Origin of the sequence: Nostoc sp. (assembly GCF_036916655.1) — a bacterium.
Taxonomy (GTDB): domain Bacteria; phylum Cyanobacteriota; class Cyanobacteriia; order Cyanobacteriales; family Nostocaceae; genus Nostoc.
On sequence record NZ_JBALFY010000061.1, the window covers coordinates 1 to 16,559 of the forward strand.

Genomic DNA, 16,559 nt, shown 5'->3' on the forward strand with positions numbered 1-16,559 from the left:
CAGTGGAGTATGCTTTCATTCCAGATACACTTTGCTACAACATTCATCATCTTCCCACATTGTGTATTTCACTCAAGCGAGAACCGCTATAGTAATTGTAGACCGTTTCTCAGAAATGAATGTCACGACACGAGAAGCAATTGAGCCGGAGTCACCAGAGTTTCCGGTGAATGCATTGGTGATTACTTCCCGAATTGAGGAAAAGCTGGGGCGGGTTAATAAGACGATAATTAAACCCTTGCGGATTGAGGCTAATAAACTATCGTCCTTTATGGAAGCTTATCTCATGCAGCGAGATAAACGCGATCGCTTTACTGACCAAGAATTTTTTGACGCTTGTAACCGTCTTTCTCTGATGGTCGGTCAAAATAATATCACTGTCTTGCTAGCTAAACTCTATGCTGAACAGTTAATCGCCAGTAAAGAGGTTGCATCGAATATTTCTGCGTTGCCAGAAAATATTCCCAATTTGATGCTGGGTTATATCAATGAACTCAATCGTGATGTTACAGACAATCAATTTGATGACCGTACTGTTCATCAAATTGCCAAAACCATCGCCTGGGAATGTTTGCAGCAAAGTTATCAACCAGGAACCGCCAAGCGTGCCGATGCGGTTGTTGCATTAGCATATTTAGGTATTGATGACCCCGAAGCCCATCTCAATTATTTGGAAAAGCGCCTGCACCTAATTCAAACTATCGGTTCTGCTAAAGATAGAATTCGTTTTTGTCTTGACCCTTTAGCTGAATATCTTGCAGGTTGGTATTTAATCGAATTGTATGGCAATAACGATGGCAAATGGCGATCGCATTTTTTCAAAAAGGCAGATGATTTAGTCAAAACAGGCACACCAGATGCTATCAAAGGCTTGTTATTGGCGGTGCGAGATTGCTACTTATCTGAGGTTCAAAATAGCAAAGAAACGGACTTTGTATCCCAGAGGTTGGCTAAATTGGCTGGGTTTACACCTCCAGCTATTACTGTGCAAACATTAATACCATAAATATAGGATTTAGCTCTGTACAAATTCACGATATTGTTATAAGTGAGTCATCTCATATCCGCAGAGAGACGCAATAAATCGCCGTCTCTACAGAGAATGTACTCGTCAATTATCCCTTGACAGACGACTATTTCCGACTTGTGTGTACACCGTAGCCTTATGGGGTGCAATGACTGTGGGAATCATCACTAATTATGCGGACATGATATCATTCCCAAGTGTATATTTTATTTTCTGAAAGTAGCTGATGTAAAGAATAATTACTAGATAATCTGACTATGTACTTGATAGTGATAATTTCTTGACCTTGATATATACAGCAGATTTCAAGGAAGGTGAAGTACACAAGCTAAGTCTGTTACCCAGATATAAAGCGTGTTTTATTCCTGAATTCTGTTGTAAATCAGATTTAATTTTTGAAAAAACTACCTACTCTTAAAGCTTATGTATAAAAAAATTGCTATTCCTATTTTAAGTCTCATGTTTGCAACGCTCATGCCTAATGTGGTCGCTGCTGAGACTGTGATGCAAAAAGTAGCGAGAACAGGGGTATTAACCGCTGGTACTAGTAGAGATGCGCTACCTTTTGCCTATCTGGATAGTCAAGGAAAGTTAAATGGCTATTCTGTAGATATGCTAACTCTGATTAAAGAGCAATTAGAAAAAGACTTAGGAAAAAAAATTAAACTGCAATTAGTTGGTCTTAGCCCCTCTGAACGGATTCCTAAAATAGTTAATCAACAAGTTGATATTGTGTGTGATGCTAGTAGTTTTACATGGAAACGAGATAAAAAAGTAGACTTTTCTATCAGCTACGGTGTGACTGGAACCCAATTATTAGTTAAGAAAGGAAGTAATCTAGGTTCTGCTGAATCGCTCATTGGTAAGCAAATTGGCGTGCTGGCGGGAACCACAAATGAGCAGGCGATCGCTCGTGTACAACCCCAAGCTAAACTGGTATATTTTAAAACTAGGGCAGAGGGATACACAGCTTTGCAAAAAGGTACAATTGATGCTTTCTCATCCGATAGCATTATTTTAGAGGCATGGCTACAACAGCAAAAAAATCCAGATGATTTTGCGATCGTACCCGATCGCCCTTATTCACGAGAAGGTATCGCTTGCATGGTGCCAGAAAATAACTCGAAATTCTTGGATACAGTCAACTATTCTCTAGTCAAGTTCATGCAAGGATTCGTCAATGGTAATCAGCGATATGTCACTATTTTTGACCGTTGGTTTGGATCTCAAGGCGCTGTAGCACTCAATAAGGATTTACGCGATTTAGTGGTGGAAACTATGCAATTGCTCATAGAATTTCGTGAGGAAATTCCCAAAAATGAACTGTGAAATAATGCATTTTCACCACAAAATCATCTAGCTAACTATTTCTTATACCAATTTAATGTGAAGCTACACTAAATGAGTAACTCTCTATTCTTGGCACTCTTCTCTAACGAGACGCTACGCGATGGCGTACTTGGCGGTTCGTTTAATATTCTGTGCATCTTCATACAAAATTGGTATTAGAGAACTCCACAAAATAAATGATCCAAAACCTGTCATTGCGAGCGAAGCGAAGCAATCCCAACCCCTGCGATTGCTTCGCTTCGCTCGCAATGACAACTGGGCATTTTTTTACTTGGAGTACTCTTAGGAGTTTTATCATTAGTCATTAGCACCAATGACTAATGACTTCGATTTCCCCCCGGCTTCAAGCCGGGAGATGAATAAAAACAGAAGTCTTTTTACACTTTCTGTGCAGTTACTTCCTCTGGCTTTTGTTGAGTTTGCAAAGATGCATACAACCTATTCAACGCATTTACATAAGCTTGCGCGGATGCCACAATGATATCTGTATTCGCTGCATGACCAGAAAACACTTTAGATTCATAACGTAAACGAATCGTCACTTCGCCAATAGCATCAATACCGGCTGTGACTGACTGCACAGAAAACTCAATCAACTGGTTGGGCACATTCACCACACGGTTGATGGCTTTATAAACTGCATCCACTGGCCCAGTACCGATCGCAGCATCGGTTAATTCTTCGCCTTCTGGAGTACGCAGAGTAACTGTAGCGGTGGGACAGGCGCTACTACCGCAGGAAACTTGCACCAACTCTACTCGGAACAAATCTGGTGCTTGTTGGATTTCATCGTTAACGATCGCTTCCAAATCCCAATCAGAAATTTCTTTCTTTTTATCTGCTACTTCTTTGAATCTGACGAAGGCTTTATTTAATTCAGTATCCGACAGTTCAAAACCCAATTCTTTCAACCGAGTGCGGAAAGCATTTCTACCGGAATGTTTGCCCAAAACAATTTGATTGTCTGACAAGCCAATCAATTGGGCATCCATAATTTCGTAGGTTAGCTTGTTTTTTAACACGCCATCTTGGTGAATTCCAGACTCATGGGCAAAGGCATTCGCCCCGACGATCGCTTTATTTGGTTGTACTAACATTCCCGTCAAATTGGAAACTAAGCGGGAAGTTTTATAAATTTGTCGAGTGTCGATATTTGTCAGAGATTCTTGAGAATCTGCTGGTCTTCCCAAGAAGGGGTTAAAATATTGTCGTCGGACGTGCAGTGCCATTACTAATTCTTCTAGTGAGGCATTTCCGGCACGTTCGCCAATGCCATTGATGGTACATTCTAGTTGCCGTGCGCCATTTTTCACGGCTTCTAAGAAGTTAGCAACTGCCAAGCCTAAATCATTATGACCATGAACGGAAATAATCGCTTGATCGATGTTGGGAACATTGTCGATAATGCCCTTAATGATGGCTCCAAATTCGCTAGGGGTGGTGTAACCGACCGTATCGGGAATATTAACTGTTGTTGCACCAGCTGCGATCGCCCGCTCTAAAACTTGGTACAGAAATTCTGGATCGGTACGGGCCGCATCCATCGGTGAAAATTCGACATCTGTCATGAAGGACTTGGCATAAGCTACCATTTCTTCGGCGATCGCTAGCACTTCTGCCCGTGACTTCCGCAACTGATACTCTAAATGAATATCAGAAGTCGAAATAAATGTGTGAATTCTGGCATTAACTGCTGGCTTTAATGCTTCGGCAGCCGCTTCAATGTCTGCTTTAATTGCTCTTGCCAAACTACAAATTACTGGGCCATTTTCTGTCCCGACAATTTGAGCAATTTTCTTGACTGCTTCAAAATCTCCAGGACTAGCAAAGGCAAACCCTGCCTCAATCACATCTACACCCAGACGCGCTAATTGTTTGGCAATAACTAGCTTTTCGTCTATATTCAAAGTCGCTCCCGGACACTGCTCTCCATCTCGCAATGTCGTATCAAAAATGATGATTCGATCTGTTTGGTTGGTCATTTGCCGTTTGTTGTTTAGTGTTTACTTGTGGCTTAATATATCTTCAACCTTAGTTTTTCTTTTACTCTTACTTTTGTAAATAATTGCTAAGGATACTAACCTTCGGTTTTTTCTATTTGATCTCTGATATCATTTAAATCTATATATCTATCAGTAGCATTCCGCAACTCTCTAGCAATCATTCCTTCAGTTGATACTACCGTAATATGTGTATTTTTTGAGCGTAATAGTTCGATTGCTCGTTCAAAATCTCCATCGCCACTGAATAATACTACTCGGTCATACTGGTCTACTGTATTAAACATATCTACAACAATTTCAATATCTAAATTCGCTTTTTGCGAGTAGCGACCAGACGTATCATCATAATATTCTTTCAGAATTTTAGTCCTGACCGTATATCCTAGACTAATGAGAGCATCTCGAAAACCTCGTTGATCTTGTGGGTCTTTTAAGCCAGTGTACCAGAATGCATTAATTAATGTTGTTTCTGATTGCTCATGTTTAAAGTATTCTAAGACGCGCCGCGGGTCAAAAAACCAGCCATTTTTTTGTTGAGCATAGAACATATTGTTTCCGTCTACAAAAATAGACAGACGATTCATTGGAGAACCCATACAAATTTACACCTAATAATATAAATGAATTTAGATGGAACAATAGATTATAGCAATTTTCAAATGCCTTGTTTGCTAATATCTATAAAGTAGCTCTTTATCTATAGCTTTTATCCTACCTCTTTCAAGGCATAAAAACGCCTGCAACATTGGAGTTGAGATCCTGGGTGCTAACCTTATTCACCTCCAGCACTACAATAGCTACCCTGCGATCGAAATCTACCAATAAAACTGACTAAGTAACAGCATTCATCGCTGCATAACATTAAAGTTTACTCCTAAAGAGGTATAGCATAAGCTTAGGGTAGGATATAAATTAATGCTTATCTGGAGATAAAGCTGTCAGTATCAGGATAGGCTTTGTGGAGATTAACAACATTGCGCTAGAGACAGAAGACAGACTTGGGAGAGCTTTGGGTAGAGCGCCCAGTTGAGAGCGTAGCTGTTGGTTAGGTTATGGTAAAATCTTGCCACAACTAAATACAGAGGCAGAGTATATCCGGCTCCGATCTGTGAGACAATCACTACTTGTAACTCACTTAATCCAAAAAGAATAAATTAGGTAGTGCTTGAGTAGAAATCTCTTGGGGGCTAGCTCTGCCAATAAAAGTTTGTTGAACGATAGAAGATACTTTACAAATGTATAAAATTATCATTTAAGTCTTATTTCAATGTGCTTACACTAAAACGTGGTCTGAATAAATAAAAGTGTTGGACTTAAATCAATCAGTAACACGACATGGCAGAAGAACCTACATCTACCTTAACTAAAAACTATGTCTCTGCTGCCAATAGACTGTCAAGTAAACCGACAAAAGTAACTTCGACAGCATCGGCTCGCCAATCCAGGTGGATGGTTCGCTTAGGTCATCTCCTGGCTGGAAGTTGGGCAATCGGGGCAGCGCTGCTGAGTGCTTCTGGGTGGGAATTGGTTCAATTGATGGATAATCAGGTACTTTCTGGCTTTTTTCAACTGCGTGGGCCGATTGTGCCTCCAGAAGACATTGTAATTTTAGCAATAGACGATCAGTCAATATCAGTTCCCGAACAGTACTATAAAACAGATCCGAAACAGTATGCCTACCTAGAAACACTGAAATCTTATCCTTATCAACGTGCTGCATACTCCCAGGTAATCACAAAATTAATCCAAGCAGGTGCCCGCTCTGTAGCCTTAGATATTGTTTTTGATACAACTAGCAGCTATGGAGCTACGGACGATCGCCAATTCCAAGCCGTATTGCAAAAATATGGCAGTAAAGTTACCTTAGCAGCCGTTTACGAAAATTCCCAGACGCACCAAGGGTCTTTTATGCAGCTAACAGACCCACACCAAATGTTTCGCACCGGGTCAGTATCCATTGGCTCAGTTAATTTTCCCTTAGAAGTAGATGGAAAAGTTCATCGATTAGCGAGTGAGTTTCCCAAGTTATTAGGTGAAGATAATTTATTTACTCAGAAGCAACTTTCCTTTGATGAAGCAGCCCTGAAAGCAGCACAAGTAAATTATCCCCGACCAAAGGGCGATCGCATTTATTTTTGGGGGAGTGCGGGTACATTTGAGCAAATACCCTTTTGGCACGTACTCGACCCAGAAAACTGGAACACCTATTTACAACAGGGAAAGTTCTTCAAAAATAAGATCGTGCTGATTGGTGCGACAGATAAGTTAAACAATGATTATTATCCCATCGCTGCGAGCAAAAGTACTGAACCCATGTCCGGCGTGGAAATTCATGCCAATGCGATCGCAACTTTGATGACAGGTAAAGCGATCGCCCCAGGAATTAACAATTTACCATTGCAGGGTTTGTTTGTGCTAATGCTAGTTGGCAGCACAGCCTTAATGATTAGCAGACGCAAGCGTAGTATCAATAGATTTCTCTATAGCCTTGCCTTATCTGGCATTTGGGGAGGAATTAGCTATGGGTTATTTGTCTATGGTCAGTTAATTTTTCCTACCACTGTACCAATGATTGCGATCGCCATGACTGGATTTTGCTACTTGGGAACCTCTGCGGCGAGGGAAAGCATCAGAAAACGCCAACTAGTAGATATTTTTCAGAAGTATAAAACTTCCCCCGTTGTCCAAGAGATTATCAGCCAACAAGATGACTTTCAAGACCTAATCCAGCAACGAGATTTAGCCTTATCCGGCAAAATCTTGGCTCAACGCTACAAAATTGTCAAAGTTCTTGGTTCCGGTGGATTTAGCGAAACCTACATTGCAGAAGATACTCAACGTCCTGGGAATCCGCAATGTGTTGTCAAACAACTAAAACCAGCCAGCACTAAACCAGAAGGGTTGCAACTTGCGAGACGTTTATTTAACTCAGAAGCCCAAACACTAGAAAAATTGGGAACGCACCCACAAATCCCTCAACTTTTGGCGTATTTTGAAGAAGACGAAGAATTTTATTTAGTCCAAGAACAGATAATTGGTCATCCTTTAAATCAGGAATTGCTGGCAGGTAGAGTAATTGGAGAAATTGCAGCGATCAAAATTGTCAGGGATTTATTGCAAACATTAACATTTGTCCATGAAAACAACGTGATTCATCGGGATATCAAACCCAGCAATATTATCCGGCGACATTCAGACGGTAAATTGGTATTAATTGACTTTGGTGCTGTCAAAGAAGTAACCATCAAACCGCTTGACGATCAAGAGTCAACGCCTTTTACCATAGGCATTGGTACTCAAGGTTACGCACCAAACGAACAATGTTTTGGGCGTCCACACTACAGTAGTGACATCTATGCAGTCGGTATGGTTGGAATTAAAGCCTTGACAGGTGTAGCCCCTCGTGAATTAGGTAGAGATACGAATGGAGAGATTAAATGGAGCTATAGCACTCAGGTAAGCCACTCCCTAGCTAAGATTCTCAGTAAAATGGTGCTGGATGATTTCAAACAGCGATATCAGTCTGCATCAGAGGTTCTTGAGGATTTGGAAGTTTTTGATGATATTGTAAATTCCCAAGGCAGACACCCCATGCTACGGAATGAATCACTAACGAAGACCTTAGACCAAGTAAACGCTACCACAAAATATTGCTCAGAATCATCCTCAGAAACTCGTTGAGGCAAAGCCTCAACGACGAGCATTCCCAGTCTGAGACTGGGAACGAGGCTATAGCAGGAGGCCTCGTTCATTTTTGTTAACATAGTTTGGTTTTATTCTGCCGAACTACTTAGGGAACTCCAAGAAATAAATTATCCAATATTGTGGGGCGGGCAAGATGCCCGCCCCACAGGAGTTAATTGGATATTTTTTATTTGGAAGTCCCTTATCTGAATAGATTTTGCTTCAAATTTTCTAATACTTGATAGATTTTCGATTTTCTGCTCAGTTTAAGGATTTGGGACGACTTGACAATCTATCGCACAATTCCTTGATCCACCACCAGGTATTCTCAGGTTGGCATAGTCACCGCCTAGTTGAACATGTGATGGTAGTTGGTGTAAGGTTACACAGCATCTATGAACTGCGGCTTGGTACTCTCGCCATTGCTTACGGATTGCAATGCTTTCAGCATCTTCGCCTAAATCTGAAAATCTTAGCCCTGCTCGAATCAGCCAAGATTCCACATCAGTTGTTTCACCAACTATCTCTGAAATGGGATTAATCTTTTTCATGAGTAATATCTTATACGTGTATTTACTTCACTGTAAAAGAAAGTATCAATACTAGCCAATATCATTTCTTATCAAAATCATCAATAAAAATGATTCATGTCCGAGTAGAAATACTCAGACATGAAAGAATGTATTACTATTACGGCTGGTAAACATCATTACTTTAGCTTCCGAATAAGCCGTTTTCTAGCTCTTAATTACTAGAAGCGATAGCCTAATCCAGCTTGGAAGCTGACGGCATCAGCATCACTATTTCTGTAAGCATCAATACCCCATTTAGTATCGCCGTAGGCAATGACATTGTTGCTAACTTCTGATTCAATCCCCAGGGTGACTACAGGTGAATTCTGATTACCCAATGGGGTTCTTTGACCTTCGTCAGTTACAAAAGAATAACCACCACCGAAGTAAACGTTAGTATTTTTGGCGATGGGTGCATCGTAAGTCACTATGGGCATAATTGCAGCAGCATCACCACCATACAGTATAGAACCCCGCAATGAAACAGGGGCATTGGGAACGGCGTAGCGTCCTTGAATATTACCACCAAGTTGTGCTTCATCGTTTCCTTGTCCGCCGTTGGTTGCGCCAGCCGCAATACCAGCACCGATGTAGTTACCGTTAGTACCTGCGGTTTGAGCAGATGCAATACCAGCAGAAAGGACAATGGAAGCAACAGCAAGTGCAGAGGCAGCTAATTTTGTAAGTTTCATAGAATCCTTCTCACTAGAGTTAAGTAAAATCAATGTTCTCTAGTACTAGAATCTCTTTTTTTACAAAATGTAACCTCGTACACCTGGCTCACCCAAGTGGCTGAACTATTTCTCACCCACTTGGGTATAGCAACTGAAATATTCCCCGATTCGTTAGAAAATAATTAAGCAATTATGCTATATAACATAGATGAATATCTTAAAGAATAATACCAGTATCTATTGAGAATTATTTGATGATTGATAGGCCTTAACGAAGTATTGAAGTCGAGTAAAGCCCCCTTGTTGCCAGCTTTGTGTTCCATACAGCCTTAGCCACAAGTAGACTAGTACCACACGGCGTAAATAAAACACCCATTTTAAATGTCTGAAACCCTTGTAAACAATTAATTACGAATTACGTTAGCGTAGCGGTAGCAAGTCCGCGTACTCTTTCAGAGAAGTAAGCTACGCTTTTAGCGTCTGTCTGCGACACGCTGCGCGTAGCTTGCTTCCCCGGAGGGGTACGTAAAGAGCGTCATTACGAATTACGCCTCGCGGTACTAGATTAATTTTTTTAATTAGCTCTTCCCGATTAAAAATTAAATTTCCACAGAGAAAAAAGCAAATGAGCCAAAGTCTAAATATTCAGGAAATTGCCATTGCGATCGCAGCGAAACAGCACAATCCGACAATTTTAACTCCAGACTTTCTTAAATATAGTGGCATTGTTCCTAGTGATTGGGAACTTGCTCAACCTCCGATTTTCACAGATTCGGCTGCTCAGGTAGTCTTTCAAAACAGCATTAATATAACTGCACAAGTCAATCGGATTATTTTTACTGAGGTGATTGCCACTAAAGAAGCTACAGATGTGGAAATTCCGGCTCTAGCTCGCAAATATCTAGAGACATTGGCGCAAGTAGACTATCTTGGGGTTTCCATTAACTTTCGGGGACATGTTTTCTTCGAGCAGCCAAACAATACAGCACGCAACTATATCTTGGCCACACTACTGAATCCTGGCCCCTGGCATGAGTTTGGTACAGCACCGATGCAAGCGGCAATGCGGTTCGGTTACACCCTAGAAGGAGCGCAACTGAGCTTGGATATCAATGAAGGAGGGTTACAATTGCCAGATAATACAGTGCGGCCTATTGTGCTGTTCACCGCTAGTTTTAATCATGCGATTGTTCAAGAAGAACAAAGTCAGCGCCTAGCTGTTATATCACAAATCATTAGCAACTGGCGGACAGACTTAGAGGCTTACACAGAACTTGTGGATACCAAGTTTCTCAACTCACCATATCAGATAAATCTAGCACCAAATCAATCTATCATCCCCACAGCAAGAATTTTTTGATGCCATATATCAGTCAGTTATTTCTTCAAAAAGCGCTGACGTAGACGAGATATAAATATATTCACCTCTGGTATTTTCAGCCATGAAGTGATCGCCGCAAACACCGCAATCCCTACGAAGCCAGATATACACAATTGCAACACCAGAATCAGTAAACCCGTATTACCTAACAAGTGCTGAGAACCAAGCAATGTCCCATAGCTTGCTACCCCAGCTACCACGCTTCCAGCAGCCAAACCCAAAATCGGCAAACTCCACTCGCGCCAAGGTAAACCGTTGAGTTTGCGATCGAGTAACCACAACAGCATTAACATTGAGCTACAATTTACACCCACCGTTGCTAACACCAAACCGGGAGCGCCAAAAGGTTTCACAAAAAACCAATCTAATAGAATGTTGAGCAAGATGTTAAAAACACTGATGCGAAAAGGTGTTTGTCCATCACCTAAGGCGTAGAATACCCGCACCAAAACATCACGTCCCAAATAGACAAACATCCCAATTCCGTAAGCGACTAGCAATGATGAAACTAGCTCTGTGGCTTCTGGTTTGAAAGCACCGCGTTCATATACAACCTGTACAATGGGTACTGATAGCGACACCATCAGCGCCCCTAGCGGTAGCATGGTGAAGGCAGTGAGTAGCAGTCCTTGGCGAATGCGTAATTTTAAATCTGGCCAATTTTCGGGGCCGGAAAGTTTGGCAAATATTGGTAATAGAGGCAGTAAAATGATATTAGAAATAATCCCTAAAGGAGTTTGGACTAATAGGTTTGCATAGTTAAATCCTGCCGCCGCACCAGGGATAGGACTAGCAAAATAAAGGTCAGTGGCAACATTAATTGGCATCATTCCAGAGGAAACTGTCGCCGGAGTCATGATTTTGATTACTTCTTGAACACCTGGGGATTTAAACTCAAACCGCAGGCGTAATGTACCCAATCCTAACCGCCACTGGACAATTAGCTGCACTAACCACTGGAGAACTGCTCCTGCTAAAGTTCCCCAAGCTAACACCATTCCACCGATTAAAGCGTACTCCGGCTTAATAATGTCTTTACCTAGTTGCATAGCCAAGATCCCAAGACCAGCAACAACGGTAATACTAGATAATAGAGGGCTAATGGAGAGTAACCAATATTGATTGGCCGCATTGAGAGTCCCGAAGCCAATGCCAATTAAACCGGCAAATAAAGCCATCGGTGCCATAATGCGGAGTTGTTGAATAGCGATCGCTCTGGTTGTTTCTTGCAAACCATGACCGACTAAATCAATGATCGCATCCGCAAAGAAAATTTGAGCAACTGTCACCACCAACAGCACTCCAGCCACCAACGTTGTCACGGTTTCCACCAGAGGAGCCGCTTCTTCTCGCCGCCGCTTGGCTAAAACGCTGACAAGCGCGCTGTGTAATGGCCCATTAACGCCACCAAGTAAGATCAATAGAAAGCCAGGAATAATATAGGCATAACTATAGGCGGTGGCAGCAGCGCCAACACCAAATGCGGCAGCGATTGCTTGCTGCCGCACTAAACCGAAGACTTTACTAATTAATGTGGCTGCGGCAACAATGCCAGCAATTCCAGCGAAAGAACGAGAGGGTTTTTGGTCTTGTTGTGTCACGAATAATACCCGACAACTCTTACAGAGTGCATACTTTAAAACATTTAACCTGAAATTCCGCAGTCTGTCAGGTAAATTTCCACAAATTAGTTATTTTAAATGCTTTCACCCTTGGTATTAGCAAAGCGAACACTCAAAATTAAATTCCTGAGATTGCTATGATACAGCGAATTGCTAGTTAGTCGAGTCGCATCAAGATTGCTGACCGGAGGCGGAGCGTCTCCGGCTTTGCTCCTGTTAGCGCAGCCGTCCCATTCTAACTTCTGAATTCTGACTCCTGAATTCTGAATTCTCCTTCAATGTGTACAAGCCAAAATTATTTTTTAACTTATTACGAGGATAGATCGAGAAAGGGGAACTATAAGAATAACCATCTTCTGGGAAATAGTTAAACTCTGTAAAAATTTGCAGGTTGTCATATTTTTAACACCCTTTAACTCCGTGAAGTTTGGTGTGAGGAACCCTTGTATAAAAACCAAATAATCCAGAGCAATGGAACCCAATTCAAATTTCACAGAAAATCAACTTCTTTTGTCTAGCGCTCAACTTCAAGAGCAACTAGAGCAACAAAAGGCTCTGGCGAGTGTAATTGTGCGAATTCGGGAGTCTCTTGACTTAGAAACAATTTTTCAAACGACCGTTACACAAGTGCGTCAATTGCTAAATGCCGATCGAGTTGCAGTCTTGCAGTTTGAACTAGGAAAAGATTGGGAAGGAGAATTCATTTCTGAGGATGTTGCACCTGGCTGGGACTCAGTAATGGGAGTGAAGGTCTACAACTACTGCTTGGGAGAACAATTTGCTTCCAGTTATCAAGAAGGTCAAGTCGAAGCAGTAGCAGATATTTACAAGGCGGGACTGAGTGATTGTCATCTGGCAATTTTGAGTAAATTTCAGGTACAGGCTAATCTTGTTGTCCCTCTATCGCGGAAGAAGGAACTGTGGGGATTGCTTTGCATTCATCAGTGCAGTGAGACTCGTAATTGGAAAGAATCAGAAATTGAGTTTATTAGTCAAATTGCCGACCATCTTGCCGTTGCGATTCAACAAGCGAAGCATCTCCATGAAGTCCAATTGCAAGCTGCAAAATTAGCTCAAGCAGTTCAGCGCGACCATGTAATAGCTAAAATTGTTGATGAAATTCGCTCACCCCTTGATATTGAAACCATTTTTAAAACCACAACTCAAGAAATACGTAAGCTGCTGCAAGCCGATAGAGTTGCCATTTTTAGCTTCAATCCCGATTGGAGTGGTAACTTTGTTGCCGAATCATTTACTCAAGGCTGGACTGCTTTAGTTGGCCTTGAGCCTGCGATCGCCGATACTTATTTACAACAGACGCAAGGTGGACGTTACGTTAACAACGAGACATTTATAGTTAATGACATTTATCAAGCCGGACTAACAGACTGCCATATCACCTTATTGGAGCAATTTCAGGCAAAGGCCTTTGCAACTGCGCCTATTCTCCAGGGAGATCAACTGTGGGGAATCATCGCTGCCTACCAAAATTCCTCACCCAGAGAGTGGCAATCTTATGAAGTCGAATCACTGAGCAAAATCGGTACACAAATTGGTGTAGCAGTTCGACACCATAAGTTACTGGCATACGCTCAGTACCAAGCAGAGCAACAAAAGACGTTAACTAGCGTAATTACTCGAATTCGGGAGTCTTTAGATTTAGATACAATCTTCCAGACTACTGTCACTGAGGCACGACAAATGCTACAAGCAGACCGAGTGGCAGTCTTTCGTTTTGACCCGCAAAAAGATTGGGAAGGAGAATTTATTTCTGAGGATTTTGTGCCTGAGTGTAACTCGGTAATGGCAGAAAAAGTTTATGATTACTGCTTTGGGGAAAACTTTGCACATCTTTACGCCCAAGGTCGAGTCAATGCGATCGCTGACATTTATCAAGGAAAGTTTCCCGGTTGTTATGTCCAAATTTTAGCAAAATTTCAAGTGCGGGCAAATATGGTTGCACCTCTATTAAAAAAAGGTGAACTTTGGGGATTGTTGTGTATTCACCAATGCACTGCTCCTCGTTACTGGCAACCCTCTGAAATTGAATTTGCCAGTCAAATAGCCGAGCAATTGGGAGTCGCATTAAAACAGGATTCTTATTTAAAGCAAGTTCAAATGCAGGTTGTTCAGTTAGCAGAAGCCACTGAACGGGAGAAAGCAATGGAACGACAAGAACTTTTAGCTGCAACCATTGATAAAATCCGCCAATCACTTGATATTAAAACTATTTTTAGAACCACTACACAAGCTGTGCGCGAGTTGCTTGAAGTCGAGCGAATTGCAATCTACCGCTTCAACCCAGATTGGAGTGGTAAATTTGTGGCAGATTCTTTTAAAGATGGTTGGAAGCCTGTTACACAAGTCCAACCAATTATTATAGAAACTTTTGAAGATACAGACGACGATAACGAACTTCCGCGTAACGAAACCTTTGTGCCGATTCGAGAAGGTGAAAAATTATGGGGATTATTAGTTGCTTATCAAAATTCGCAGCCGCGTTATTGGAAAGAGGAAGAAATTAATTTACTGGCTCAAGTCGGGGTGCAATTGGGAATTGCGATTCAGCAAGCGGAATTACTCGAACAAACTAAACGTCAAACCTTAGAACTTACTCAAACTCTGCAAGAACTAAAGCAAACTCAAACTAGGTTAATTCAGGGTGAAAAAATGGCAGGTTTAGGACAACTACTTGCTGGAGTCGCTCATGAAATTAACAATCCGATCAGTTTTATTTTTGGTAATCTGATTCATTTAGATGAATATACTCAAGAACTGTTAAAGGTGGTAAAACTTTATCGGGAAAACTCCTCTCTATTGCCAACTGTCAAAGAGAAAATTGACAAGACTGATTTGGACTTTCTCATCGAAGATTTACCGAAAACCCTTGAGTCAATGAAAGTAGGAACAGAGCGCATTTGTGAGATTGTGCTATCACTGCGAAACTTCTCTCGTACAGATGAGGCTGAATTGAAGCCTGTAGATATTCATGAAGGTTTGGATAGTACTTTGCTGATTTTAGGGCATCGACTCAAAAACAATAATGAACGCCCAGCTATTGAGATTGTCAAAGAATATGCTAATTTACATTTGCTCGAATGCTATCCCGCACAATTAAATCAAGTGTTTATGAATCTTTTGAGTAACAGTATTGATGCTTTAGAAGAGAAGTTTAAAACTATCCAGCAAAGATATTTGAAATTATCCCAAACGTGTCCGAGAATACCCTTGACTATCTGGATTAGTACGCAAGCCGTTAATAACCAGATTGTAATTAGAATAGCTGATAATGGTCTTGGGATTCCCGAAGAGGTGCGATCGCACATATTTGACCCCTTCTTCACTACCAAAGCACCAGGTAAAGGTACAGGGTTAGGATTATCTATCAGCTATCAAATAATAGTTGAAAAACATCATGGTCAAATTAAATGTTCCTCTAAATCAGGAGAAGGAACAGAGTTTTTAATTGAAATTCCCAACGGGAATTAGAGGCGAATTTTCGATAATTATACCAATTTGAAAAAAGAATGCGACAAATAGACCATTTGTTGAGATGCGATGAATCGCGTCTTTACAAAAATTGTAGGTTGCGTTCCGCTCCACCCAACCTACGTCTAATCCACTATTTTAAACTTACTACGCCACTACTATCGACAGCCTAAACTATCTCGCGTTGACACACCCGTAACCGGATTTACGCCATCGGCTCTTTCACACAGCAGCGACACTTGATAACGATCAATTAAAGCATCGGTAAAATCAGCGCCAGTGACATCAGCTTCGTAAAAGCGGCTACGAGTTAAAGTTGCTTCCGTAAAGATGGCATTTTTTAGGTTAGCACCATCCATAGTCACGCGATCGACTAAAGCGCCACTCAAGTTCGCACCTTCTAAATTTGCCTTTAACAAAACCCCTTTAGTCAGAATTGCGTTAGTTAAATTCGCTCCTTGAAAATTTGTCCCCCGCATTTCTGCTGCTACAAATGTTACACCTGCTAAATCAGTATGAGAAAAGTCACGATTTTCTAAATTTATATTGTTGTAATTGATTGTGTTTTCTTGAGCAAAAGCTGGTTTGGGATTAAGTATTATCCACCCAAATGCTAGTAGCAAAATCACAATCAAACCTAAAAAGCGCAGTAAAATCTTTTTCATAACTTTATTATTTTTCAGCAGTCTTTTGTGATTAGTCCTCTCTTACAAAGTTCTGAGCGGAGGTTTCCTCCGCTCAGACTTTTGGCTTTGTC

General features: G+C 41.3%; 11 protein-coding genes. 5 read left to right on the forward strand and 6 right to left on the reverse strand.

All coding sequences use genetic code 11. The features are described 5' to 3' along the window. Positions 1–115 precede the first annotated feature (115 nt). Positions 116–1,006, forward strand: a complete 891-nt coding sequence (locus V7L31_RS14610; protein ID WP_334696894.1) for a hypothetical protein — start codon at positions 116–118, stop codon at positions 1,004–1,006. 444 nt (positions 1,007–1,450) lie between these two features. Then, positions 1,451–2,356 (forward strand): amino acid ABC transporter substrate-binding protein, encoded by a 906-nt coding sequence (locus V7L31_RS14615; RefSeq protein WP_334696895.1) that lies wholly within the window; start codon positions 1,451–1,453, stop codon positions 2,354–2,356. A 398-nt stretch (positions 2,357–2,754) separates the two neighbouring features. On the opposite strand, the gene V7L31_RS14620 is transcribed toward V7L31_RS14615, so the two are convergent. Beyond that, positions 2,755–4,359, reverse strand: a complete 1,605-nt coding sequence (locus V7L31_RS14620) for a 2-isopropylmalate synthase (protein ID WP_334696896.1) — start codon at positions 4,357–4,359, stop codon at positions 2,755–2,757. A 95-nt stretch (positions 4,360–4,454) separates the two neighbouring features. Next, on the reverse strand, positions 4,455–4,976 hold the full coding sequence (locus V7L31_RS14625; RefSeq protein ID WP_041565194.1) for a LabA-like NYN domain-containing protein: 522 nt from the start codon (positions 4,974–4,976) through the stop codon (positions 4,455–4,457). Positions 4,977–5,715: 739 nt separating this feature from the next. Between V7L31_RS14625 and V7L31_RS14630 the strand changes: the two genes are divergently transcribed. Next, on the forward strand, positions 5,716–8,061 hold the full coding sequence (locus V7L31_RS14630) for a CHASE2 domain-containing serine/threonine-protein kinase (RefSeq protein ID WP_334696897.1): 2,346 nt from the start codon (positions 5,716–5,718) through the stop codon (positions 8,059–8,061). A gap of 269 nt (positions 8,062–8,330) precedes the next feature. On the opposite strand, the gene V7L31_RS14635 is transcribed toward V7L31_RS14630, so the two are convergent. After that, a complete protein-coding gene (locus V7L31_RS14635) occupies positions 8,331–8,615 on the reverse strand; it encodes a hypothetical protein (RefSeq protein ID WP_334696898.1) in 285 nt (94 codons plus the stop codon). Positions 8,616–8,815: 200 nt separating this feature from the next. Further along, the gene (locus tag V7L31_RS14640) at positions 8,816–9,328 is read right to left on the reverse strand and encodes an outer membrane beta-barrel protein (protein WP_292844174.1); all 513 of its coding nucleotides are present in this window, start codon (positions 9,326–9,328) and stop codon (positions 8,816–8,818) included. Between the two features lie 607 nt (positions 9,329–9,935). On the opposite strand from V7L31_RS14640, the gene V7L31_RS14645 reads away from it, so the two are divergent. Then, entirely contained in the window at positions 9,936–10,670 is a 735-nt protein-coding gene (locus V7L31_RS14645; protein ID WP_334696899.1) for a hypothetical protein, read from the forward strand. A gap of 17 nt (positions 10,671–10,687) precedes the next feature. Here V7L31_RS14645 and murJ read toward each other — a convergent pair whose 3' ends face one another. Next, entirely contained in the window at positions 10,688–12,292 is a 1,605-nt protein-coding gene (gene murJ, locus V7L31_RS14650; RefSeq protein ID WP_334696900.1) for a murein biosynthesis integral membrane protein MurJ, read from the reverse strand. 492 nt (positions 12,293–12,784) lie between these two features. Here murJ and V7L31_RS14655 point away from each other — a divergent pair, with 492 nt between their 5' ends. After that, a complete protein-coding gene (locus tag V7L31_RS14655) occupies positions 12,785–15,802 on the forward strand; it encodes a GAF domain-containing protein (protein WP_334696901.1) in 3,018 nt (1,005 codons plus the stop codon). A 158-nt stretch (positions 15,803–15,960) separates the two neighbouring features. Here the strand turns inward: V7L31_RS14655 and V7L31_RS14660 are convergent, their stop codons facing one another. Then, a complete protein-coding gene (locus V7L31_RS14660; protein WP_334696902.1) occupies positions 15,961–16,467 on the reverse strand; it encodes a pentapeptide repeat-containing protein in 507 nt (168 codons plus the stop codon). Between the last annotated feature and the right edge of the window lie 92 nt (positions 16,468–16,559).

Bases quoted from the DNA above. Each gene is read 5' to 3' on its own strand.
- V7L31_RS14610 (WP_334696894.1), top strand. From the start codon at position 116: ATGAATGTCACGACACGAGAAGCAATTGAGCCGGAGTCACCAGAGTTT.
- V7L31_RS14615 (WP_334696895.1), top strand. From the start codon at position 1,451: ATGTATAAAAAAATTGCTATTCCTATTTTAAGTCTCATGTTTGCAACG.
- V7L31_RS14620 (WP_334696896.1), bottom strand. From the start codon at position 4,359: ATGACCAACCAAACAGATCGAATCATCATTTTTGATACGACATTGCGA.
- V7L31_RS14625 (WP_041565194.1), bottom strand. From the start codon at position 4,976: ATGGGTTCTCCAATGAATCGTCTGTCTATTTTTGTAGACGGAAACAAT.
- V7L31_RS14630 (WP_334696897.1), top strand. From the start codon at position 5,716: ATGGCAGAAGAACCTACATCTACCTTAACTAAAAACTATGTCTCTGCT.
- V7L31_RS14635 (WP_334696898.1), bottom strand. From the start codon at position 8,615: ATGAAAAAGATTAATCCCATTTCAGAGATAGTTGGTGAAACAACTGAT.
- V7L31_RS14640 (WP_292844174.1), bottom strand. From the start codon at position 9,328: ATGAAACTTACAAAATTAGCTGCCTCTGCACTTGCTGTTGCTTCCATT.
- V7L31_RS14645 (WP_334696899.1), top strand. From the start codon at position 9,936: ATGAGCCAAAGTCTAAATATTCAGGAAATTGCCATTGCGATCGCAGCG.
- V7L31_RS14655 (WP_334696901.1), top strand. From the start codon at position 12,785: ATGGAACCCAATTCAAATTTCACAGAAAATCAACTTCTTTTGTCTAGC.
- V7L31_RS14660 (WP_334696902.1), bottom strand. From the start codon at position 16,467: ATGAAAAAGATTTTACTGCGCTTTTTAGGTTTGATTGTGATTTTGCTA.